The following is a 21,401-nucleotide window of genomic DNA, read 5'->3' on the forward strand; positions in this document are numbered from 1 at the left end:
CGTACGCCTCAGGCGTCGGCGGGCTGCGGCGCCTCGTCGGAGATCTGGCGGAGCGTGGCGACCATCTGGCACTCGGGCCAGTACTTCGCGTGCAGCTCGGCGAACTCCTGCTGCCCTGCGACCGCCTCCTCGAGGGTGTCGTACTGCAGCAGCGCCCAGCCGCCGACGACCTCCTTGGCCTCGGCGTAGGGGCCGTCGACGCGGGTGGTCTCGCCCTTGCGGACCACGAAGTTGACGGCGTCCTCGGTGCCGTAGAGGCCACCGCCGTCGAGGAAGTGGCCCTGCTGCGCCTGCTCACCGATGTAGGTGTCCATCGCGTCGAACAGCGCCTGCGGCGGCATGCCGCCACCCTCTTCCATCCTCACGAAACCCATGAAACGCGGCATTGCTCGCTCCTCATCCTCAGGGCCGACCGCTGCTCGGTGGCCGATTCACCCGTACGTCGAAGGGCATCCTCCGCCTTCGACATCGATCCCGGAAGTATTTTCGGCGGCCTCCCGGAGGTGCCGATGCGGACCGGGTGTGAGGGGACACACGCCCCCGCCCACTTGAGGCGGAGGGGTCGGGGGTGGTGCCCTTGACCAGTACACCCCGTACCCCCAGGAGCAGCTATGCCCGACGTTCCCGACCTCAACGGCCTGACCAGCAAGGGCCAGGACATCCTCGCCAAGGCGGTCGGCGCCGCCGACTCCTTCTACGACGCCGCGCGCGGCGCCGTCCGCGACAAGGCTCCGGGACTCGAGAGGGTCGCCGACCTCGTCCCCGCGCCGAGCGACGTCATGGACCAGGTGACCGCGACGGCCAACGAGCTGCTCGACCTCGCGCTCGACGTGCAGAAGAAGGTCGTCAGCGCCCTCACCGCCAACGCCTGACCCGGCGCGCGCCGCGAGGCGTGACGCGGGGGTGTCCGGGCAGTTGATCACTCGGCAGCGATACGGTGCTGCGGTCGGTACCTGACATCGGAGCGCGCATGGTGAAGAGATGGAAGACGTGGCTGAGCCGCGGCGTCACCATCGTGGTCGTCGCGGTCGTGGTCGGCGCCTGGGGCTGGAGCCTCGCGTCGAGCGGCGAGGACGCGAAGAAGTCGCCACCCAAGGTCGAGCGCGAGACCACGCACCACTTCCAGCACCACCGCGTCCACCACGCCGGCGACCCGGTGCGTCCGCAGCACCGGCGCACGCGCGACGCCGGTCCGTCGGACGTCTCGGACCTCCCGACCGACTCCGCGGTCGACGTCGTCGACCTCCCGTCGGACACCCCGAGCGCCCCCGACAGCACCGACCCCGGTTCGCCGTCGCAGCCGACGCACACGCCCTCGCACACGCCGAGCAACCCGCCGAGCACGCCGCCGCCCAGCAGCCCACCGACCGACCCGGCGCCGTCGTGCACCGACCTCCCTGCGGTCCTCGACTGCGTGCTCGACCCGATCACCGGGCACCCCTGAGCGATCCCGCTCAGGCCCGCATCTTCGCCAGCCGTGCCCGCAGCGCCGGCGCGCGGTGGGCGTTGCCGGTGAGGTCGACGTAGCGGTCGCCGTACGCCCAGAGCAGGGCGTCGTCGAGACGACGTACGGCGCCGGGCGGGTAGCGGTAGTCCATGGCGGCCCGCAGGGCCTCACCGTCGACAGCCCGTACGACGTCGCCGAGCTCGGCCAGCGAACCGATGCCGAGCTCGAGGACCAGCCCGGAGATCCACGCGTAGTGGTCGGTGCGGGACCAGTCGGAGTCGGCGTACTGGCCCGCGAGGAACGCGGCCAGCTCGCGCGGCGTCAGGCGCGGGTCGTCGTCGGGCGCGAGCGGCGCCGACTCGGCGACGCCCTCGCGCAACCGGTCGCGGATCGTGGAGAACTCCCGGTCGGCGACCTCGAGCAGACCGGCGGCAAGGGTGAAGCGACGGTCGAAGTCGGGCACGTGCTCCGCCGGGATCGACCCCTTGTAGCGGATGTCGTGCTCGAACTCGGCCCAGGCGTGCTGCAGCACCGTGCGGATCTGGATCTGCGCCTGGCGCCCCTCCAGCTGCTCGTGGCCGACGAGCAGGTGACGGCTGGCGTAGCCGAACCGGCCCTCTCCTGCCGTCTCCTCGCCGAGGTCGCGGTCGTCGAGGACGACCACCTGGTCGTCGAGGAGGTCCGCGACGGCCTGCACGTCGCTGTGCACGTAGGTGATGACCCGCAGCCCGATCTGGTCGGTGATGTCGCGCAGCGGGTCGGGGTAGACCGGCCGTCCGTCGACCGTGCGCGCCGCCTTGGCGGCGAACGAGGCGACGGACTTCGCGCGGCCGGTCACCGTCAGGTAGTTGATGCCGGCCTCGTCGAGGATCGAGGTGACCAGGGCGACGAACTGCTCCGTGGCGACCTGCAGCGTGGGCTGGAGGCGGCCGTAGTCACGCACCGCCGCCGCTGGGTCGTGGACGACCGCTCCCTTGGCGCCGCGCGGCGCCGGGCGGTGGTCGGGCGGCAGGGTCGGGGTCACGATGTAGCCGGTCTCGAAGTCGCCGTAGGTCGTGGTGCGGCCGGGCTCGCGCGCGGCGAACAGCGCGACGTAGGCGCAGACGACCGCGTCGACCTGGTCCTCGACCACCCGCAGCTGGCTCTTGCGCGTCGCCGTCTCCACGTCGGCACGGAGCGCCTGCCAGGGAGACGTGCGCACGTCGCCGCCGGGGTGCCCGTCGACGAGCAGCGGCGGCTCGGCCGCGCCGAGGCCCTCCACCAGCCCGAGCAGCACCAGCAGCTCGGCGCGCAGCAGCTCGAGGTCGCGACCGGGCTTGTTCTTGTACTTCAGGGTCCGCCCGAGCCGGAAGAGCGCGACTGTCGCAGGGTGCGGGTAGACCTCGATGGCGCGTCGCGAGCGGCCCGAGCGCGGGTTCATGTCGAGCCCGAGGCGGGCGGCGATCCGCGCGCCGCGCGGCTGCCCGCTGAACTCGGGCTTCCCGGTGTTGGACGGGTGCGCGCCCGCGTCGAAACGCGCGAAGTCCTTGTTGAGCGCCGCCTCGGCCGGCCGGTTGCCCTCGGCGTTGACCACGATCAGCGGGGCGTCGATGGCGACCAGGCAGTCGCCCTCGACGTACGGCGTCAGCGTCTCGACGATCTCGTCGTCGGACCGCGCGGCGGACACGTGCAGGAGGTGACCGCCGTCGTCGACGACGGCGAGGCCCGTCGGCTTGCGCTCACCCCAGGCGAGGTCGACTCCGACGTAGTGCACGCGCGCGAGCGTAGTCTGTCGCGGCATGCGGCTCGGGATCCTCATCGCCACCCTGCTCGTCAGCGCGGTCCTGGTGACCGCCGAACCCGTGACTGCGGCCCCTCACGCCAGCCACGTCGCGGCCGATGACCGGCCGGCGGTGATCGGCAAGCGGGTCATCGGTCACTCCGTCCAGGGCCGGCCGATCGTCGCCTGGCACCTCGGCGAGCCGGGGACGACCAAGGTGCTGCTGGTCGCGACGATGCACGGCGACGAGCCGCGGCCCCGGCTGATCCTGCAGAGCCTGCGCGACGGGCGGCCGATCCACGGGATCGACCTGTGGGTGCTGCCCACCTACAACCCCGACGGCCTGGCGCACCACACCCGCAAGAACGCCCGCGGCGTCGACCTCAACCGCAACTTCCCCTACCACTGGGCCGACCTGGACGGGTCCTACGAGTCCGGCCCGCACGCCCGGTCCGAGCCGGAGACCCGCGCGATGATCCGCTTCCTGCGCAGCATCCGGCCGCACCGGATCATCAGCTTCCACCAGCCGCTCAACGGCGTGGACACCCTCACCAAGAGCAGGCGGTTCTCCCGTCAGGTCGCCCGCGCCCTGCGTCTGCCCCGCACGTCGCTGAGCTGCGGCGGCGTGTGCCACGGCACGATGACGAGCTGGTTCAACCACCACTTCGCCGGCGCTGCGCTCACGGCGGAGTACGGCGCGCACCCCTCCCGCCATCGGATGGTGGTCAGCGCGCCGCGACAGGTGCTCTCGATCTGGGGCGCTACGCGGCACCGCTGAGCAGCTGCACCCGGTGCCGCCACGACCACGACAGCACCGTCACCGCGAAGATCCAGGTGAGCGCGACGATCACCGCCTCGAACGCGCCGCCGAACCCCTTCGCGAAGATCCCGTGCTCGAGGTCGTAGAGCAGGTCCATGCAGCCCAGGTAGAGCGCGGCAGCCCCGGAGCAGATCAGCCACAGCAGCGCGGCCGGCCGCCTGCGTCGCAACGTGACGAGAGCCGCCAGGCAGGCGACGCCGAGCCAGAAGTCGGCCAGCGGGAAGGCGTTCTCGAAGTCGTAGTAGGCCTGGCCGTGCTCGCTCGCTATCGAGTCACGGTCGGCGAACCACAGCGTCCAGTAGGCGATGTCGAGGACCACCGCCACGGCGAGCATCCCTAGGACGAGTCGGCGCACACCCCGAACCTAGCGGTCGGTCCGCGCTCAGCGGCCCTTCCAGACCGGCGCCCGGTGCTCCGCGAACGCGGCGACACCCTCGGCAGCGTCCTCCGACAGCACCGCGCGGGTGGCCAGGTCGAGCTGGCGCTGGAACTCCTCCTCGCGGCTCCACCCCGGCGCCTGCTCGATGATCTCCCGGCTCACCGCGACCGAGATCGGCGCGTTGACGACGATCCGCTCGGCCAGCTCCACAGCGGCGTCGAGCACCGCGCCCGGCTCGGCGAGCCGGTTGACCAGACCGAGCTCGGCCATCCGGCTCGCCGGCATCGGGTCGCCGGTGAGGGCGAGCTCGACGGCGACGTTGCGCGGCAGCCGCTGGCTCAGCCGGAGCACCCCGCCGGCGGCGGCGACCAGCCCGCGCTTGACCTCCGGGATGCCGAGCTGGGAGTCCGTCGAGGCGACGATGAGGTCGGAGACCAGCGCGAGCTCGCACCCGCCGGCCAGCGCGTGGCCCTCCACGGCCGCGATCACCGGCTTGGTGATCGGCAGTCCCGCGATGCCGAGGGGACCGCGGCGCTCGGTGATGGCGAACTCCCCCATCGCCGCGGCCTTGAGGTCCATCCCTGCGCAGAAGGTGCCGCCGGCGCCGGTCAGCACCGCGACGCCCACGCTGTCGTCGGCCTCGAACGCGTCGACGACCCGCTCCAGGAGCTGTGCGGTCGCCAGGTCGATGGCGTTGCGACGGCTCGGCCGGTTGAGGGTGATCACCCGGACCCGCCCACGGTCCTCGACGAGCACGGTCGGCTCGGGGCAGGGCGGCACCGGGTGTCGCTCGCGGTCCTCGACGGTGACCTGGGTGCCGGCGACGCTCAACCGCCAGCCGATCGGGTCGGCACCGGCGAGCTCGGCCGCGACGGCCTCGTCGGTGGTGCGCACGAGCGCGCGGCCGCCGGCGGCCGTGACCACGCTGACGATCGCCGCCTCCGGCCGTCCGCTGCGGTCGTACTGGACGGTCGCGGCCTCGACGATGCCCTCTCCCTCGTGGCCGACGAGCGCCGGCCGGGTCGGCTCGGGCGCGACCACGGGCGTGCGCGCCCGGTAGCGGTGGGCCGGCGGCCGGGCGGAGTAGATGCCGATCGCGTGCTTGGTGAGGTACCACCCGAGCGAGGTCGCGAGGCCGTAGGACTCCGGGTCCTCGCGGAGCCGCTGGACCAGCGTGGCCACCGCATGGCCGCCGTAGTTGTTGCCGGGCCCGCCGGCGAACGTCAGGCCTCCGGTGACCGAGAGCGGCCGCGCGGGGTCGGCGACAGGGAGGCCCAGCTCGCGCGCCGCGATCTGCACGGCCGCGGGGAAGCAGGAGTAGAGGTCGACGTGCTCGATCTCCTCGACCGTCAGGCCTGCGTCGGCGAGCGCCGTCCTGCCGATGGTCCGGATGGCCGGCGACGCGGTCAGGTCGCCGCGCTCCGAGACGAACCACTCGTCGTACGCCGCCGCGCCCGCGTGCAGGAACACCCACTTCTCCTGGGGTACGCCGGCGGCCTCGGCCGCCTCGACGCTGGTCATGACCAGCCCGCTCGCGAGGTCGACCTGGAGGTTGGCGCACAGCAGCTTGGAGTACGGCGACGAGACCGGCCGGTTGTGCTCGCCGGTGTCGCGCAGCTCCTCCGCCGTCATCGCGGTCGGCTGCCAGGCGTAGGGGTTGTCCGCCGCGACACCCGACAGCTGCGACCAGAGCTCGGTGACGAGGGCCTGGTGCTCCTCGACCGAGGCGCCGGAACGGGCACGCAGCGCGGACTCGATGAGGGCGTAGGTGTAGACCGGAGCACCGAGCCCGGCGTCGGCCTCGGCCTTGTTGTTGGCCTCGCGCTCGCTGCCGAGCACGCGGGTCGGCGCGACGTCGGCGTCCTGCTGCGGCCAAGCGACCTCGACGCCCTGCTTCTGCGCGGCCGCGAGGGTGGCGCCCGCCTCGGCTCCGCAGACGAGCACGACCGACACGTCGCCGTCGGCGATCGCCTGGCCGGCCGCGTTGACGAGGGCCTGCCCGGCGTCGCCGCCGAAGCGGGCGGACTGCACGGTCTCCCGCGGCGCGGCGCCGAGCCGCTCGGCCACGAGGGCGGCCTGGTCGCGGTAGGTCCACGAGGCGGTGGCCACGGCGTAGACCGCGTCGGCGCCGGAGAGGAGGTCGGGCGCGCCAGCGTCCTCGCCCGCGGCGCGCAACGCCTCCACGGCGAGGGCGACCGGGTCCTTGGCGGGGTCGGGCGTGCGCTGGACGACCTGGCCGACGCCGACGATGACGGGGGTGCGCGGGTCGAGCCGCGCGCCGCTCGCGTGGTGCAGGACGGTCCCGCCGTCGCGCGGGCCGGCCTCGACCTCGGAGGCGACGAGGCGCTCCAGCGCCGCCAGCGACCCGTCGAGCGCCTCACCGACGCTCGAGGACACCGAACCGCCCATGGGACCGCGCACCGGGTCGCCGCTCAACCCGCAGTCGAGGGTCACCAGCGTCCGGCCGTCGCCCGCCTCCAACCCGAAGGCGAGGACCAGCTCGATGCCCATCGGGCCCTCGCCCGCGATCGTGAGCTCGTCGTCGGTCGCCCGGGTCACCGTCCAGGCGACCTCCGCCGGGATGCCCATGATCTTGACCTGCTCGACGAAGGCCAGCCCCTCGACGGCGGTGGTCGGCGGCGTGCCGCGCCACCCGCCGTGCATCTCCATCCACGCCGGCAGCCGGCCGAGGTCGCCGAGCACGTCGCGGACCCGGCTCGGCTCCGCCGCGACCAGCACCTGCGCGCGGACCTGTCGATCGTGTCCGGCCACTGCGTCGGCCACGGGCCGCTCGTCATCCAGCGTCATGGCGGCACCCTAGCGAAGAAACAGTCCGGCGTGACTGTTTGTTTTGTCACGTCCCGCGGGTGGACGGCCACCGGCCGGTGGGCCGGCACGCCTACGATCACAGCCATGTCGATCGATCAGATGTTCCGCCTCGACGGGAAGGTCGCTGTCGTCACCGGTGCGTCCTCGGGCCTCGGTGTCGCGTTCGCGCAGGCGCTCGCGGAAGCGGGGGCCGACGTCGCGCTCGGCGCGCGCCGGGTCGACCGGCTCGCCGACACGGCCGCGCTCGTCGAGGGGGCCGGCCGCCGCAGCGTCTCGGTCGCCACCGACGTCGCCGACCCGGACGCCTGCACCGCACTCGTCTCCGCAGCGATGGAGGAGCTCGGCCGGGTCGACATCCTCGTCAACAACGCCGGCATCGGCACCGCCGTGCCGGCGACCCGCGAGACGCCGGAGCAGTTCCGCTCGGTGATCGACGTCAACCTCAACGGCTGCTACTGGATGGCGCAGGCCTGTGGCCGCGTGATGCAGCCGGGCTCGAGCATCATCAACATCTCCTCGATCCTGGGCATCACCACCGCGGGCCTCCCCCAGGCTGCGTACGCAGCCTCGAAGGCCGGACTCATCGGCCTGACCCGCGACCTCGCCCAGCAGTGGACCGGCCGCAAGGGCATCCGGGTGAACGCGATCGCGCCGGGGTTCTTCGCCTCCGAGATGACGGAGCAGTACCCCGAGGGCTACCTCGACTCGATGTCGCTCCGACTCCCCATGGGCCGCAAGGGCGACCCGCGCGAGCTGGCGGCCGCGGTCGTCTTCCTCGCCTCCGACGCCGGTGGCTACATCACCGGTCAGACCATCGCGGTCGACGGCGGCATCACCATCACCTGACAGGCAGACGAGCGGTCACAGCACCTGCGTGCCGTACATCTCCCCCAGCGGGTCGGCGATGAGCTCGATCCGCGCGCCGTCGGGGTCCTGGAAGTAGACCGAGACCTCGCTGTGCACGACGTGGTCGACACCGGCCTCGGTGAGGCGGGCGACGATCGCGTCCCACCGCTCCGGCTCCACGGAGATGGCCATGTGGTGCAGCCCGCCGAGCACCTCGGCGTAGGGCCCGACCCCCAGACCGGGGAAGTCGAAGAAGGCCAGCAGGTTCTGGTTGCCGATGTCGAAGAAGAAGTGCGAGGAGCCGGGGTAGTCGCGGTTCTCGATCAGCTCGGTCAGCGGGAAGCCGAGGAGGTCCTGGTAGAAGCGGATGGTCGTCTCGACGTCGCTGCTGATCAGCGCGGTGTGGTGCACGCCGCGGGCCGTCGACGCGGGTCGCTCACCGGGCGGCCGCAGGTGCTCCTCGCGCAGCCGCGCGCGCTCGGCCTCGAAGCCGGCGAGCTCGTCGTCGCTGTGCCGCTGCTCGCTCATCGCCGCACCGTCCTCACGACCGGTTGTGCTCGACGGCGGCGCGGATGAGGGCGACGAACGCGTCGTCGTCGATCTCCTCGCCCTCGAAGATGTCGATGGCGCGCCGCGTGGCGCCGTCGAGGCTGGAGTTGTAGAGGCCCGTCGGGTCGGGCAGCGAGGCGCCCTTGGCCATCGTGACCTTCACCTTGTCCTTGTAGGTCTCGATCGTGCAGATCATCCCGTCGAGGCTGAACGTCGGCACGCCGTCGGGGTTCGACGCCTTGCGCCACTTCGCCTCCTCCTCGACGTCGGGGGCGGCCTTCACGATGAGCGAACGCACCTTGTCGACGGTCTCCGCTCGCCAGTCAGCATCCATGGGCCGACCGTACTAGGGCGCCCGCCCCTACGGGTACGTTCAGCCCGTGGCTGACTTCACCGAGGCCCTGCGCCTGAGCCTGCACGTCCTCGCGGCGACGATCTGGGTCGGCGGGCAGCTGACGCTGGCAGCGCTCCTGCCCGTCCTGCGCAGCAGCGACCCCGACCTCCCCCGCCGGGCGGCGCGGGCGTTCAACCGGGTCGCGTGGCCCGCGTTCGGCGTGCTCGTGCTCACCGGCGCATGGAACGTCGCCGTCACCTCCGACGACGCGACCGGGAGCTACAGGCTGGTGCTGACGCTCAAGCTGGTGGCGGTCGCGGCATCCGGCCTGACGGCGTACGCCCACATCCGGGCGAGGTCGCGGACGCAGCTTGCCGTCTTCGGTGCACTGACGGGCCTCACCGCGGTCGCGGCCCTGGTGCTCGGGGTGGTCCTGGCCGGCTGAGGCCCGCGGGTATCCCCTCGGGGGATCGGGTTACTGCTCCTACGGACCCCGATCCCGGAGGTGACGGATGACCGACACAGTGCACTCACCCGCGAGTACGACGACAGCGACCCCAGTCCACGAGGACCTGTCCGAGGCGTCGACCGCGCAGCTGCTGGCGCGGCTCTCGGCCGAGAGCACCCAGCTGATCCGCGACGAGATCGCCCTGGCGAAGACCGAGGTGACCGAGCGGGCGAAGGCAGTCGGCCTGGGCGCCGGACTGTTCGGAGCGGCGGGCGTGCTCGCCTGGTTCGGCTTCGGCACCCTCGTCGCCACGGCCGTGCTCGCGCTCGACCTCGCCATGCCCGCGTGGGCCGCCGCCCTGATCGTGACCGGCGTGCTCTTCGCCGCCGCCGGGGTGGTCGCGCTCCACGGCCGCAAGAACGTCGCCGAGGGCAGCCCGCCGGTGCCGGAGCGCGCCATCGAGAACGTCAAGGCCGACGTCGCCGAGGTGAAGGAGGCTCGACACCGATGAGCACCGAGCAGGGACAGACCAGGGCCGAGCTGGAGGCCGAGATCGAGGAGCTGCGCCACGCCGTCGGCGAGACGGTCGAGGAGCTCACCCACCGGCTCGACGTGAAGACGCGGGCCAAGGAGAAGGTGCGTGCGACGCCGCCGGCGGTGCCGATCGGCGCGGTCGTCGTGCTCGTCGCCGGCATCGGCCTCCTCGTCCGGAGGAAGCGCCGTGCCCGCTGAGCAACCGGCCAGCAAACCGGCCAAGATCCTCTACCTCCCCGTCGGCCTGACCAGCAGCATCATCGGCGGCGTCGTCGCCGGCCAGCTGTTCAAGCAGGTGTGGAAGCGGGCGAGTCCCACCAACAGCCCCGACGCCCCGAAGGCTCTCGAGTCGGAGTACTCCTGGCCGCAGATCCTCGCGGCCGCCGCCGCACAGGGCGCCGTGTTCGCCACGGTCAAGGCGGCGATCCAGCGCGGCGGCGCGCGCGCGTTCCAGCGCGCGACCGGCGAGTGGCCGGGCGACTGAGCGAGCGACAGCGGTTCAGCCGCTCGAGGCGCGGTGGCTCAGCCGGATCGCCAGGATCGTGGCGCAGATCGGCGTGATCACCAGGTTGGGCACCGCGATCGGCAGCAGCCCCTCGGCGAAGCCGTAGACCACCCAGGCGATGCCCTGCAGCGTGGCGATCGTCCAGGTCCACACGCTGAGGCCGCGGATGGCGGTGGCGTCCTTCCGCAGCCGCAGCGTGTGGCGCGCCTGCGGCAGGAACTGGCCGACGTCGACCAGGCCGACGAGCCACCCGAGCACGATCACGTCGCCGTCCTCCGCGCCCCCACCAGCACCGTCACGATTGCGGTCGCGCACGTGAGGTTGACCGCGCCGGCGACGACGACCGGGCCCGCATCGCTGAGCCAGCCGTAGGCAAGGAGCAGGGCGTTGAAGACCGCGGCGGAGGCGTAGGCCGTCGTACTGATGCCGGCGAGCGCCGCCAGGTCGTGACGGTGCCGCGCCGCCCGGACCGCCTGCGGGATCCACATGATCGCCGCCCCGAGGCTGCCGAGGTAGCCGACGACCTGGATCACTCCGCGGAGTCTAGGTCGCGCTCCCAACGCTCGAGAGGGCCGTCAGAGGAACGCGTGCCCGTCGCCGCGGTACGTCGGCACCGAGCCCACGACCGCACCGTCGGCGACGAGGACCAGCGAGGAGACCCGCTCGCAGAACTCACCGGCCTTGGCGTGGCGCCACCAGACGCGGTCGCCGAGGCGGAGCCGGTCGGCGACCTCGCCCACGAGCGGCGTCTGCGCCTCCCCGGCACCCTCCGCAGCGGTCAGCGCGAGACCCTCCGGCCACACCGGCACCGGCTGACGGTCGGCGCCGACCGGTCCCGACGCGATCCACCCGCCGCCCTGGACCGTCACGATGCCCGGTGCGGGCCGGCGGACGACGGCGGTCGTGAAGTACGCCGCCGGCGCCGGCGTGAACGCGCGGTACTGGTCGAAGAGCGCGGGACCGTAGAGCCCGGACCCCGCCGCCACCTCGGTCACGGCCTGCTCGCGCACGGTGCGCTCGATCGAGCCGGTGCCGCCGCCGTTGACGAACTCCAGGTCGGCCACGGACCGTACGGCGGCCACCGCCGCCGCACGTCGACGCGCCAGCTCCCATGCGGAGGCGGCCTGCACGGCACGGGTGGGCAGGCGACGGAGCCGGTCCGGCCCGTCGTCACCCACACCGGCGATCTGGCCCTCGTAGCCCATCACCCCGACGAGACGGAACCGGGCGTCCGCCGCGACCTCCGACGCGAGCGCCCCCAGCGCGCCCGCGTCGCGGGTGGGCGAGCGCCGCGCGCCGAGGTGCAGGCGTCCGATCCGGAGCGCCGCGTCGAGCTCGAGGCAGATCCTGATGGCGGGGGCGGCGGCCGGCAGGTGAGCGCGGAGGAAGGCGAGCGACTCGACGGAGTCGACCATGAGCGTCACCCGCGCAGCGAGCCTCGGGTCGGCGGCGAGCGCCGCGAGCGCCGCGCGGTCGGCGGTCGGGTAGCCGACCACGACGTCGTCCACGCGGTCCGCCAGCCAGAGGGCCTCGGGCAGCGTCAGGGCCAGCACGCCGGCGTACCCGGGCAGGCGCAGCACCTCCTCGACCACCCAGCGGCACCGCACCGACTTCGACGCCACCCGCACCGGTTTGCCGCCCGCTCGCCGGACGAGGTCGTCGGCGTTGGCGCGCAGGGCGCCGAGGTCGAGCGCGGCGAAGGGCGGGTCGAGTCGCGCGGTCGCCTCGTCGAGCGCGCCGACCGCGGCCCGCCCGGGCCGCACCGCGGTCAGGGCGGGCAGCGTCGTGGTCTCCATGGGACCAGCATGACTCGCGCCAGGACGGTTGTCCAGGACACTTGACCTACTCGGTCTCGCGCCCCATGCTGGAGCCGCTGAGAGGAGCCCCCGTGACCGACCGCACCACCTGGACCAACTGGGCCCGCACCGAGACCGCCAGCCCGGTCCGCGTCGAGGTGCCGAGCACCGCCGACGACCTCGCGGTGGCGGTGAAGACCGCCGTCAGCGAGGGGCTCGCGGTCAAGGCGGTCGGCGCCGGACACTCCTTCACCGGGGCGGCCGTCGCGCCCGGCGTGCAACTGCGGCTCGACCACCTCGACCGCGTGCTCGACGTCGACCCGGCGACCGGCCTGGTCACGGTGGAGGCCGGCATCCCGCTGCACCGCCTCAACCCGGCACTCGCCCGGCACGGGCTCGCGATGGAGATCCTCGGCGACATCGACCGGCAGACGTTGGCGGGCGCCATCTCCACCGGCACGCACGGCTCCGGGGCGGGCTTCCGCTCGATCTCGCACCAGGTCCGCGGGCTCGAGCTCGTGCTCGCCGACGGCTCGGTCGTCACCTGCTCGGACGAGGAGCGACCGCGGCTCTTCGCGGCGGCCCGGGTCGGGCTCGGCGCTCTCGGCGTGGTCACCAAGGTGACCCTCCAGACCGTCCCGCTCTTCGCGCTGAGCGTGCACGACGCGGCGATGCCGCTCGGGGAGGTGCTCGACCGCACGCACGAGCTCGCCGGCGCCCACGACCACTTCGAGTTCTTCTGGTTCCCGTGGACCGACACCGCGCTCACGCGACGCTTCGCGCGGCTGCCGGGCGACGCCCCGCTCGCGCCGCTGAGCTGGTGGGGACGCGAGGTCGACGACAAGCTCGTCACCAACCTCGGCCTGGAGACCCTGTGCCGCATCGGCGCCCGGTTCCCCGGCCGGGTGCCGGCCCTCAACCGCACGATCACCCGCGCGATCTCCGACCGCAGCTTCACCGACCTGTCCTCCAAGGTCTTCGCGTCGCACCGCAACGTGCGCTTCCGCGAGGGTGAGTACGCCGTCCCGCGCGCGGCCCTCGTGCCGGTCCTCCGCGAGCTCAAGGCCTGGATCGAGGCGCACGACGAGCCCGTCGCCTTCCCCTTCGAGGTGCGCTACGGCGCCGCCGACGACATGTGGCTCTCCCCCGCCCACGAGCGGGACGTCGCCTACATCGCCTTCCACCAGTACCACCGGCTCCCCCACCAGCGGTTCTTCCAGGCCTGCTTCGACATCCTCGGTGCGGCCGGCGGACGGCCGCACTGGGGCAAGATGCACGACATGACCGCGACCGACCTGGCCGGGCGCTACCCGCGCTTCGCCGACTTCGTCGCGCTGCGCGACCAGCTCGACCCCACGGGCGTGTTCGCCAACCCGTACCTCGACCGGGTCCTCGGGCCGGCCGGACGATGACGACCCCGCCGCGCGCGGCCCGCCGTGCCGTGCTCGCCGGCTTCGCCGTCCAAGGCTTCACCTTCGCCTCGCTCGCCACCCGCCTGCCGGAGGTCAAGGACGACTTCGGGCTCACCGACGCCCACATCCTGCTGCTGCTCGCGGCGGTCGCGGTGGCGTCGGGCCTCGGCTCCCTGCTGGCCGGTCACTACGCGAGTCGCCGGGGCAGCGCCGCCGCGCTCCGCCACGCCTCGGCCCTCGCGTCGCTGACGGTCGTGCTTCCCGCCCTGATGCCCGACGTCGCGCTCCTCGTCGTCGCCACCTGCGTCTACGGCGTCTTCCTCGGCGCGGTCGACGCGGCGATGAACACGCAGGGCGTCGCGGTGCAGGACCGCTACGGCCGCCCGATCATGACCGGCTTCCACGCGATGTGGAGCGGTGCCGCGGTGCTCGGCGCGGTCCTCGCGTCGGCCACGCTGGCGCTCGACCTCGGGCTCCTCCCCTCGATGGCACTGGTCGCGGTCGTCGGTCTGGCCGTCAACGCGGTGCTGATGGGCGACCTGCTGCCCCAGGAGCCTGCCGGCGCGACCGCGTCCGGCGCGGACCGGTCCGCCCCGAGCGTGCCGTGGCTGCCCATCCTCCTCATCGCGGTGCCGACCACAGCGATGTGGCTGACCGACTCGGCGACGTCGGTGTGGAGCGGGATCTACCTGACCGACGGCCTCGACGTCAGCAAGAGCGCCGCGCCCATCGCCTATGCCGCCTACCAGCTCGTGCTGCTGCTGGTCCGACTCGTCGGCGACCGGCTCGTCGCGGCCTTCGGTGCGGTGCGGGTGGTCCGCTCCTGCGGCGCGGTGAGCACGTTGGCGGTCGCACTGATCGTGTGGGCGCCGGGCCTGCCCGTCGTCTACCTCGGCTTCGCCCTGCTGGGCGGCGGCCTGGCGCTCGTGCCGCCGCTCTCCTACGTCGCCGCAGCGGTGCACGACGTCGAGGGCGGATCGACCGCCATCGCGCGGGTCAACCTCGCCAACTACGCGGGGTACCTGCTGGCGGCCTTCACGATCGCGCTCGTGGCCGAGACGGCCGGCAACCGCTGGATGTTCGTGGTGCCACTGGCCGTCGTACCGCTCCTGCCGCTGATGGCCTCGCGGTTCGGCACCCGCACTCACAGCCTCCACTCGACGGGCGCGTCCGGATCGGGCACGTAGCTGCACCGCAACCCCGTGCGGACGTGCGTCGTGAGGTGGCGCGCGACCACCGGGTCGGCCCCGTGGATCGCGTCGAGCGCGGCAGCGACGGCCTTCCGGACAGTGACGCGCGCGCGCTCGGCGCCGCTCCCGACGACCCGGGCGCGGCCGCCGAGCCCGGTTGCCGCCGAGACCTCGGCCAGCAGGGCGTCGCGCTCGGCGGTCAGCCGCTCACCGCGGGCGGCGTCGCCCGATGCGTCGGCCGCGTCGAGCTCACCGTCGATCTCGCCCAGCCGACGGCGGTACGCCGCCAGCGCCTGCGTGTCGACGACCGCCCCCAGTCCGGCCTGCTCCACCGTGGTCGCCCCGCCGGCGAGGTGCAGCGCCTCGACCTCCACCCCCGGCCGCGACAGCAGGGCGTGCAGGTGCTCGAGCCCGCGCCGGGCGGGGACGGCGGTCTCCTGGTCTGCGCGGCCGACCAGCCACACCCCGGCCGGGCCGGGCCGCAGTGTCATCGTGGTGGAGGTCGACGCCGTGGGGAGCGCCGCACTCGGGGGCGAGGTGGCCTCCAACCGCTCGCGCCACCAGGTCGCGCCGATCCGGCGGTAGGTCGCCAACGCCTTCTCCCGGAGGGCAGCGCCCCGCTCGGCGTCGCCGAGCCGTTCGCTGGCCCGCGCGAGCGTGTCGTCGGTGACACCGTGGAACATCACCGCGCCGGAGTTGACGACGGCGCGGCCGGCGTACGGCATCAGCAACGGGGTGATCGTGGCCACCAGCTCGTCGAGGTCGGTGTGCAGAGCGACGTCGAGGAGCAGCTGCAGCACCAGCAGGTAGTTGTGGTCGCGGGGCAGGTGGGTCAGCGTGCGGCTGTCGAAGGTCGAGGCCAGCCGGCGCGCGTCGTCGGCGAGTCCCAGCTCCCGGTAGAGCCACGCGATCTCGGCGGTGATCTCGCGGATGCCCTCGACCTCGGCGAGCGCCTCCCCGGCCCGAGCGCCGTCGATGATGCTGGGGCTGCGATCACCGGCCTGGGCCGCGCTGTAGCCGGTCAGCGCACTCACCACCATGGGCCCGTCGGGCAGCTCGCCGGCGTGGTCGGCGGCCAGGGCCAGGAGCGGTGCGATCGTGTCGGTGCGCCCACGCATCAGGTCGAGCATGAGCCGACGGGTGGCGGCGAAGAACAGCGCGCGCCCCGACTCCTCGCCGAGGCGCTCGAGAGCTCGCATCTGCCGGTTGAGGCCCGCGGTGTCGAGCGTCTCGACCGCGACCGTGAGCAACCAGAGATGGGCCCGGGTGCGGGCGTCCACGTCGGCCAGGTGGGCCGCGACGTCGGCCAGCCGGCCCGCGAGGTCGACGCGCACGTCGAGCTCGTCGGGCCCCCAGTGCGTGGCGAGCGCGGCGTCGAGCGCCCCGGCGAGGGCGACCGGGTCGCCGGTCGCCTCGGCGTGCTTGACCGCTGCCGCCGCGAAGGGCGCCGCTCGGTTGCGCTCGCCGGCATACGCCCAGAGCCGCGCGAGGGCGGCGCCCAGCAGGGCCCGGTCGAGATCGGCGTCGGTGCCGTCGTACGCCTCGAACAGCACCGCGGGGATGCGGCCCGGCTCGGTGCCGAAGACATAGGTACCGGCGAGGTCGAGCGCCGCCTTCGTGCGGGCGTCGACCTCGCCGGTGTCCATGTCGGTCATCGTGGCATCACGGGCGGAGCAGCGTCACTGCTTCTGCGTGCCGGCCCACCAGTGCCTCGTCCCAGTCGCCCGTGCAGTAGTAGTGGAACTCCGCGATCCGGCCCTGGTCGTCCAGGTCGACGATCGCCGCCTCCCTGCAGTACCACTGCTGGCCCTGGTCCTCCCACCGCTCCTCGAACTTGATCGCGTAGCCGTGCTCGGCCGCCAGCACCTTCTCGATGCGGGTGCGTCCCGCCGGCGGGTGCAGCTGGTTCTTCGAGCTCACGAGGGCCTGCGCGCCCTGCGTCTGCACGCGCCAGTGCGGCAGGCTGACGTCGGCGAACACGTCCGGCGCGAACAGCCCTTCGGTCGCACCGGTCTCGAGGAACGCCACCAACCGGTCCACGCTGCCCCGGACGACCGCCGGGAGCGGCGCCGTGGTCGCGGCGGTCATGACGCGGCCGCCAAGTTCTTCTCGATGACGGCCATCGTCCGCTCGAGGCCGTCGGTCGGGCTGAACTCGACCAGGCTGGTGCCTGCGGCGAGCAGCGGGAGGTGGCCGGGCGCGGCGTAGTAGGCGTCGCCGGAGCCGTAGGTCTCCTCGTGGTCGGCCCACCGGAAGGTGACCTGGCCACTCTGCACCACTCCCCAGTGGGGGCACTGGCAGCGGTCGTCCGGCAGACCCGCGAAGAGCGGGCCGGGGTCGACGTCCTCGGGGTAGCTCTCGAAGCCGACGGTGTAGTCGTCGAGCTCGGCGTACCTGCCCTGCAGGGCGGGCAGGTCCACGCTCACGGGCGTGGTCATCTTGTTGGCGCTGGGCATCGTTGCCTCCTCGGTCGGGTTGGTTCTCACCCCTGAGGCGTGACGCCGCGCGTCACACCGTGACCTGCCGACTCCCGGGTCGGGACGCGGCTACCGCCCGCTCGCAGGATCGCCACGGAGCGCGATGCAGCGCGAGCGTCGATCAGCTGGGCCAGCCGTGGTCGTCGATGTAGTAGCCCGCCGAGGTCAGCACGGCCGCGACCAGCAACGTGAACAGCAGGCCTCCGGCGACGGGCAGGTACCAGCCCGGCGCACGCCGCGACCGCACGGCGACCACCTTGACCACGATCGCGCCGAACACCGTGCACCCGAGCACCTCGTGGACGACCGTGCGCGCCGGCACGTGGTAGCCGTCGTCGGTGACCCCGCTCTCCCAGCCCAGCGACCACAGGCAGTGGTAGCCGACGAAGACGGTGAGCAGCACCACGACCGTGCCGGAGATCCGGTGCGCCACGCCGAGCCAGCGAGGCGCCGTGATGCCGAGCCTCCCGTAGAGCCACAGCGCGCCGACCAGCTGGCCGACCGCCAGCACGCCGATCACCACCGCGACCGCCGACTTCATCGCCAGGACGGTGCTGAAGCCGAGCGTCGTCGTGCCGTCGAGGGTCGGGTCGTGGGCCCGGGCGAACAGACCGAGGAGGATCGCCACCACAGCACCGGCCGCGAACGCGGTCAGCGGGACGGCGATGCTCTTGGGATCCTGCGGTGCGCCCTCGGGAGCGGTCTGCGCCATCGGGCCAGGATGGCCCGGCCCCCCGCCCTTGGGAATAGCCCGATCGGAGGAACGGCTGGGATGCTCGCGTCATGAAGCTCCCCTCGGTCCCGACCCGGCGCACGGTCTTCCTCAAGACCCTCGACCTCCACCAGGCCGTCTACGAGAAGAGCCGCGGCGTGATCGGTCACCGCTTGCTGGCCGGGATGCCGACCCTGCTGCTGCGCACGACCGGCCGGAGGACCGGCCAGGTCCGCACCACCGCGCTGGTCTACGCCGAGGACGCCGGCCGGCGCCTGGTGGTCGGCTCCAACGGCGGCCACCGCCGGGACCCGGCGTGGATCCTCAACCTCGAGGCCGAACCGGAGGTGGAGCTGCAGGTCGGCGTCCGCCGGATCCCGGCGGTGGCGAGTGTGCTGCGCACCGACGCCCCGGACTACGAGCGGCTCTTCGCGCTCTGCAACAAGGCCAACCGCGGGACCTTCGCGAAGTACCGCGCACGCACCGACCGGCCGCTCCCGATCGTGGTGCTGACGCCCCGCTGACCACGCGTCGAGGAGAGGACGACGCGCGCTCGCGGTCCTGACCCAGGTCAGGTGGGGGTGCGTGCCGAGGACGCTGAAGTCGCGGTCGACGACGGCGAGCAGCGGCCGGAGCGCGATGTAGCAAGTGCTACCGGGGATCCTTGATGGCGGCATAGAGATCACGGATGCCGTCGCTGAGCTGGGCGAGCTCGACGTACGGCACACCCCAGCGCGCGCCGTCGACGTAGGCGAACGACATCAGCCCACCGCCCATCACGCCCTGCTGCGGCACGTCGAGCCCGGCGGCCCGCGCCCGGTCGACGGCCGCGTCGAGGTCGTCGGTCTCGAAGCAGATGTGGTGCAGGCCGGGCCCGGAGCGCGCGAGGTGCTCGGTGTAGATCGACTCTCCCGACACCGGCTGGATCAGCTCCAGCTGCAGGTCGCCCGCGTAGGCCATCGACACGTGCACGGTGAAGTCGGCGGGATCGCCGTGCAGGGTCACCTCGTCGGGTCCGAACCTGATGTCGGGCAGACGGAACCACGCCCCGACCCCGAAGTGCTGGGAGTGGAAGGTCTCGGCTGCCTCGATGTCCTCGACCACCCAGCACACCTGGATGACCGGACCGGACGCGATCGTCATGGCCCGACCCTAGACGGCCGCGGCTCCGCTCCCGCCGGTCCTGTCGGCTCAGCCGGGACCGTGGCCGCCGAAGTGCGGACGACCACCCGCGGCGACGTGCAGGTCGTACGCCGTCTCGGCATGGATGACCAGGTCGACGCCGGACGCCTCGTGGTCCTCGTGGATGCGGAAGCCCATCGTCTTCTCGAGCACCCACGCGATGGCGGCGGTCATGACGAAGGAGAACACCAGGGTCACGCCGGCTGCCACCAGCTGCTTTCCGAGCTGGCTCGCTCCCCCGCCGTAGAGGAGCCCGTCGACGGAGGTGACGTCGGCGGAGGCGAGCAGGCCGATGAGGAGGGTCCCGACCAGGCCACCGACCAGGTGCACGCCGACGACGTCGAGGGAGTCGTCGTAGCCGAAGTGGTACTTGAGGCCGACAGCGAGCGCGCAGGTCGCGCCGGCGGCGATCCCGACGACCATCGCCCCGACCGGCATGACCGTGCCGCACGACGGGGTGATCGCGACCAGGCCGGCCACGGCGCCCGAGGCCGCGCCGAAGGAGGTGGCGTGGCCGTCCCGGACCCGCTCCACCGCGAGCCACGCGAGCAGGCCGGTGCAGCCTGCGAGCAGGGTGTTGACGAACGCGACGGCGGCCAACCCGTTGGCCCCGAGGGCGGACCCGGCGTTGAAGCCGAACCAGCCGAACCACAGGAGACCGGCGCCGATCATCACCAGGGTGAGGTTGTGCGGCTTCATCGGGTCGCGGCCGAAGCCGATCCGCTGACCCAGCACCAGAGCCGCGGCGAGTCCCGCCGCGCCGGAGTTGATCTCGACCGCCGTACCACCGGCGAAGTCGAGGGCGCCGAGCTTGTTGGCCATCCAGCCGCCCACGTGGTCGCCGGCGCTGAAGTCGAAGATCCAGTGGGCGACCGGCGCGTAGACCAGGACCGTCCAGACCACGCAGAAGACGAGCCAGGTGCCGAACCGGGTGCGGTCGGCGATCGCGCCCGCGATCAAGCCGACCGTGATCACCGCGAAGAGGCCCTGGAAGATCGCGAAGAGGATGGTCGGGAGCTCGACGCTGCCGACGTCGACCAGTCCGTCGAAGAAGAGGTACTGCGCCGGGTTGCCGAAGAGACCGCCCACCACGTCGTCGCCGAACGCGATCGAGTAGCCGACCGCGACCCACACCACGGTGACCACCGCGAGCGCGCCGAAGACCATCATCATCATGTTCAGCACGCTCTTCGAGCGGACCATGCCGCCGTAGAAGAACGCCAGTCCGGGCGCCATGAGCAGCACCAGGGCAGCGGCGGCGAGCAGCCACGCGGTGTCACCCGCGGCGGTCGGGGCGGCAGCGACGTACGACGTCATCGGGTCTCACCTCACGGTCCGGCCCGACGGCCGGCCGCCGGGCAACCGAACCAGGGTCGAGGGAGGAGGTTTCGTGGGCGTAACAGGTCCACCACACGTGTTACGTGTGCGTTAACAGGCGATCGGGGTACCGGGCAGCCATGACACCTCCTGTCGCCTCCGAGATCGCCGGCACCGCGTCGTCCGCGGCCGGCAAGGTCCTCGCGGGAGCGTCCCGCACCCTCGCGTGGACGCGGCCGTCGCGCAAACCGCTCCATCCCGCCGGCGACGTGCTCGTCGGCCGCCTGGTCCGCACCGGCGGGCAGCCACCGTCAGGGGCGACGTGGCTCGACACCGCCGGTGAGGACGAGGTGCTCGTCCGGCTCTCGCGGGCCGTCGGCCTGCCGCGTCCGCTGCCCGACATCCACGGCCTCGCCGTCCGCATCCCCACCGGTGACCACGACTTCGCCGACCTGCTCCTCGCCACCACAGGCCTCGGACGGCTCGGCCGGTTCGTCCTCCTGCCCGAGCGCAGTACCGGTCGCCGGGCGCTCACGTCCCTGCTCCCCTACCGAGGTCCTCGCGGTCCGGTGCTGATCGCGGCACGTCCCGTCGCCGACCTCGAGCTGCCGGGCCCCGCCCGGCCGGCCTTCGAGCTGATGTGGGCCTCCCCGGCCGGTCCGTGGGTCACGTTCGGCCGGCTCGACCTGAGCGAAACGTCGGGGCCGGACCCGGCCATCTCGTTCGACCCGGTGCGCAACCCGCTGCCCGACCTGACCTTCTACCGCTGGGTGCAGCGGCTGCGCGCGCCCGCCTACCGTGCCGCCCGGGACGCCAGCGGTCGCTGACCCCTCGCCCGGCTCGGCCGAGCCGGGCGGGGACAGCC

The 21,401-nt window shown here is 73.0% G+C and carries 27 protein-coding genes; 12 read left to right on the forward strand and 15 right to left on the reverse strand.

What is annotated here, in order from left to right:
- Positions 1–8 precede the first annotated feature (8 nt).
- Positions 9–359: a YciI family protein gene (locus ACAX67_RS16305; RefSeq protein ID WP_370705094.1), complete on the reverse strand. Its 351-nt coding sequence runs from the start codon at positions 357–359 to the stop codon at positions 9–11.
- 252 nt (positions 360–611) lie between these two features.
- Between ACAX67_RS16305 and ACAX67_RS16310 the strand changes: the two genes are divergently transcribed.
- Both ACAX67_RS16310 and ACAX67_RS16315 read left to right on the forward strand, forming a co-directional pair.
- Positions 612–872 (forward strand): hypothetical protein, encoded by a 261-nt coding sequence (locus ACAX67_RS16310; protein ID WP_370704921.1) that lies wholly within the window; start codon positions 612–614, stop codon positions 870–872.
- Positions 873–970: 98 nt separating this feature from the next.
- Entirely contained in the window at positions 971–1,444 is a 474-nt protein-coding gene (locus ACAX67_RS16315) for a hypothetical protein (RefSeq protein ID WP_370704922.1), read from the forward strand.
- 10 nt (positions 1,445–1,454) lie between these two features.
- Here the strand turns inward: ACAX67_RS16315 and ACAX67_RS16320 are convergent, their stop codons facing one another.
- Positions 1,455–3,200 (reverse strand): DUF429 domain-containing protein, encoded by a 1,746-nt coding sequence (locus tag ACAX67_RS16320; RefSeq protein WP_370704923.1) that lies wholly within the window; start codon positions 3,198–3,200, stop codon positions 1,455–1,457.
- A gap of 25 nt (positions 3,201–3,225) precedes the next feature.
- Here ACAX67_RS16320 and ACAX67_RS16325 point away from each other — a divergent pair, with 25 nt between their 5' ends.
- Positions 3,226–3,984, forward strand: coding sequence for a M14 family zinc carboxypeptidase (locus ACAX67_RS16325; RefSeq protein ID WP_370704924.1), 759 nt, complete (start codon positions 3,226–3,228; stop codon positions 3,982–3,984).
- Here ACAX67_RS16325 and ACAX67_RS16330 read toward each other — a convergent pair.
- Together ACAX67_RS16330 and ACAX67_RS16335 are read right to left on the reverse strand one after the other, a co-directional pair.
- A complete protein-coding gene (locus ACAX67_RS16330) occupies positions 3,968–4,381 on the reverse strand; it encodes a hypothetical protein (protein WP_370704925.1) in 414 nt (137 codons plus the stop codon). The two genes, ACAX67_RS16325 and ACAX67_RS16330, sit on opposite strands and share 17 nt — an antisense overlap.
- A 27-nt stretch (positions 4,382–4,408) precedes the next feature.
- Entirely contained in the window at positions 4,409–7,213 is a 2,805-nt protein-coding gene (locus ACAX67_RS16335; RefSeq protein ID WP_370704926.1) for a type II toxin-antitoxin system Rv0910 family toxin, read from the reverse strand.
- A 105-nt stretch (positions 7,214–7,318) separates the two neighbouring features.
- Between ACAX67_RS16335 and ACAX67_RS16340 the strand changes: the two genes are divergently transcribed.
- Entirely contained in the window at positions 7,319–8,080 is a 762-nt protein-coding gene (locus ACAX67_RS16340) for an SDR family NAD(P)-dependent oxidoreductase (protein ID WP_370704927.1), read from the forward strand.
- A 15-nt stretch (positions 8,081–8,095) separates the two neighbouring features.
- Here ACAX67_RS16340 and ACAX67_RS16345 read toward each other — a convergent pair whose 3' ends face one another.
- Both ACAX67_RS16345 and ACAX67_RS16350 read right to left on the reverse strand, forming a co-directional pair.
- Positions 8,096–8,608 (reverse strand): VOC family protein, encoded by a 513-nt coding sequence (locus ACAX67_RS16345; protein ID WP_370704928.1) that lies wholly within the window; start codon positions 8,606–8,608, stop codon positions 8,096–8,098.
- Positions 8,609–8,621: 13 nt separating this feature from the next.
- A complete protein-coding gene (locus ACAX67_RS16350) occupies positions 8,622–8,963 on the reverse strand; it encodes a DUF1801 domain-containing protein (RefSeq protein WP_370704929.1) in 342 nt (113 codons plus the stop codon).
- A 46-nt stretch (positions 8,964–9,009) separates the two neighbouring features.
- On the opposite strand from ACAX67_RS16350, the gene ACAX67_RS16355 reads away from it, so the two are divergent.
- From ACAX67_RS16355 to ACAX67_RS16370, 4 genes are all read left to right on the forward strand, one after another.
- Positions 9,010–9,408 (forward strand): hypothetical protein, encoded by a 399-nt coding sequence (locus ACAX67_RS16355; RefSeq protein ID WP_370704930.1) that lies wholly within the window; start codon positions 9,010–9,012, stop codon positions 9,406–9,408.
- A 67-nt stretch (positions 9,409–9,475) separates the two neighbouring features.
- Positions 9,476–9,922: a phage holin family protein gene (locus tag ACAX67_RS16360; RefSeq protein WP_370704931.1), complete on the forward strand. Its 447-nt coding sequence runs from the start codon at positions 9,476–9,478 to the stop codon at positions 9,920–9,922.
- Positions 9,919–10,143: a DUF3618 domain-containing protein gene (locus tag ACAX67_RS16365; protein ID WP_370704932.1), complete on the forward strand. Its 225-nt coding sequence runs from the start codon at positions 9,919–9,921 to the stop codon at positions 10,141–10,143. The genes ACAX67_RS16360 and ACAX67_RS16365 overlap by 4 nt, the downstream gene beginning before the upstream one ends.
- Positions 10,133–10,429: a DUF4235 domain-containing protein gene (locus ACAX67_RS16370; protein ID WP_370704933.1), complete on the forward strand. Its 297-nt coding sequence runs from the start codon at positions 10,133–10,135 to the stop codon at positions 10,427–10,429. The genes ACAX67_RS16365 and ACAX67_RS16370 overlap by 11 nt, the downstream gene beginning before the upstream one ends.
- Before the next feature lie 15 nt (positions 10,430–10,444).
- Here the strand turns inward: ACAX67_RS16370 and ACAX67_RS16375 are convergent, their stop codons facing one another.
- The 3 genes from ACAX67_RS16375 to ACAX67_RS16385 are packed head-to-tail and all read right to left on the reverse strand — an operon-like array spanning position 10,445 to position 12,246.
- Positions 10,445–10,714, reverse strand: a complete 270-nt coding sequence (locus ACAX67_RS16375) for a hypothetical protein (protein ID WP_370704934.1) — start codon at positions 10,712–10,714, stop codon at positions 10,445–10,447.
- Complete coding sequence (locus ACAX67_RS16380; RefSeq protein ID WP_370704935.1) at positions 10,711–10,983, reverse strand: hypothetical protein; 273 nt, start codon at positions 10,981–10,983, stop codon at positions 10,711–10,713. Before ACAX67_RS16380 ends, ACAX67_RS16375 begins: the two co-directional genes overlap by 4 nt.
- Positions 10,984–11,025: 42 nt before the next feature.
- A complete protein-coding gene (locus ACAX67_RS16385; protein WP_370704936.1) occupies positions 11,026–12,246 on the reverse strand; it encodes an alanine racemase in 1,221 nt (406 codons plus the stop codon).
- 92 nt (positions 12,247–12,338) lie between these two features.
- Here ACAX67_RS16385 and ACAX67_RS16390 point away from each other — a divergent pair, with 92 nt between their 5' ends.
- On the forward strand, positions 12,339–13,658 hold the full coding sequence (locus ACAX67_RS16390; RefSeq protein ID WP_370704937.1) for an FAD-linked oxidoreductase, L-gulonolactone oxidase family: 1,320 nt from the start codon (positions 12,339–12,341) through the stop codon (positions 13,656–13,658).
- On the forward strand, positions 13,655–14,845 hold the full coding sequence (locus ACAX67_RS16395) for an MFS transporter (RefSeq protein ID WP_370704938.1): 1,191 nt from the start codon (positions 13,655–13,657) through the stop codon (positions 14,843–14,845). The genes ACAX67_RS16390 and ACAX67_RS16395 overlap by 4 nt, the downstream gene beginning before the upstream one ends.
- Here the strand turns inward: ACAX67_RS16395 and ACAX67_RS16400 are convergent.
- From ACAX67_RS16400 to ACAX67_RS16415, 4 genes are all read right to left on the reverse strand, one after another.
- The gene (locus ACAX67_RS16400; RefSeq protein WP_370704939.1) at positions 14,803–16,494 is read right to left on the reverse strand and encodes a hypothetical protein; all 1,692 of its coding nucleotides are present in this window, start codon (positions 16,492–16,494) and stop codon (positions 14,803–14,805) included. The genes ACAX67_RS16395 and ACAX67_RS16400 overlap by 43 nt on opposite strands.
- Before the next feature lie 16 nt (positions 16,495–16,510).
- The gene (locus ACAX67_RS16405) at positions 16,511–16,936 is read right to left on the reverse strand and encodes a hypothetical protein (protein WP_370704940.1); all 426 of its coding nucleotides are present in this window, start codon (positions 16,934–16,936) and stop codon (positions 16,511–16,513) included.
- Positions 16,933–17,304 carry a cupin domain-containing protein gene (locus ACAX67_RS16410; protein WP_370704941.1) on the reverse strand — a complete coding sequence of 124 codons (372 nt, stop codon included), beginning with the start codon at positions 17,302–17,304 and terminating at the stop codon, positions 16,933–16,935. The genes ACAX67_RS16405 and ACAX67_RS16410 overlap by 4 nt, the downstream gene beginning before the upstream one ends.
- 142 nt (positions 17,305–17,446) lie before the next feature.
- The gene (locus ACAX67_RS16415; protein ID WP_370704942.1) at positions 17,447–18,037 is read right to left on the reverse strand and encodes a DUF6529 family protein; all 591 of its coding nucleotides are present in this window, start codon (positions 18,035–18,037) and stop codon (positions 17,447–17,449) included.
- 71 nt (positions 18,038–18,108) lie between these two features.
- On the opposite strand from ACAX67_RS16415, the gene ACAX67_RS16420 reads away from it, so the two are divergent.
- The gene (locus ACAX67_RS16420) at positions 18,109–18,561 is read left to right on the forward strand and encodes a nitroreductase/quinone reductase family protein (protein ID WP_370704943.1); all 453 of its coding nucleotides are present in this window, start codon (positions 18,109–18,111) and stop codon (positions 18,559–18,561) included.
- Positions 18,562–18,688: 127 nt separating this feature from the next.
- Here the strand turns inward: ACAX67_RS16420 and ACAX67_RS16425 are convergent, their stop codons facing one another.
- Positions 18,689–19,180, reverse strand: coding sequence for a VOC family protein (locus ACAX67_RS16425; RefSeq protein WP_370704944.1), 492 nt, complete (start codon positions 19,178–19,180; stop codon positions 18,689–18,691).
- A 48-nt stretch (positions 19,181–19,228) separates the two neighbouring features.
- Positions 19,229–20,536 carry an ammonium transporter gene (locus ACAX67_RS16430; protein ID WP_370704945.1) on the reverse strand — a complete coding sequence of 436 codons (1,308 nt, stop codon included), beginning with the start codon at positions 20,534–20,536 and terminating at the stop codon, positions 19,229–19,231.
- A gap of 140 nt (positions 20,537–20,676) precedes the next feature.
- Here ACAX67_RS16430 and ACAX67_RS16435 point away from each other — a divergent pair, with 140 nt between their 5' ends.
- Positions 20,677–21,363, forward strand: a complete 687-nt coding sequence (locus tag ACAX67_RS16435; RefSeq protein WP_370704946.1) for a hypothetical protein — start codon at positions 20,677–20,679, stop codon at positions 21,361–21,363.
- The last annotated feature ends 38 nt before the right edge of the window (positions 21,364–21,401 follow it).

The sequence above is a fragment of the Nocardioides candidus genome (genome assembly GCF_041321175.1).
In the GTDB taxonomy this organism is placed as follows: Bacteria; Actinomycetota; Actinomycetes; order Propionibacteriales; family Nocardioidaceae; genus Nocardioides.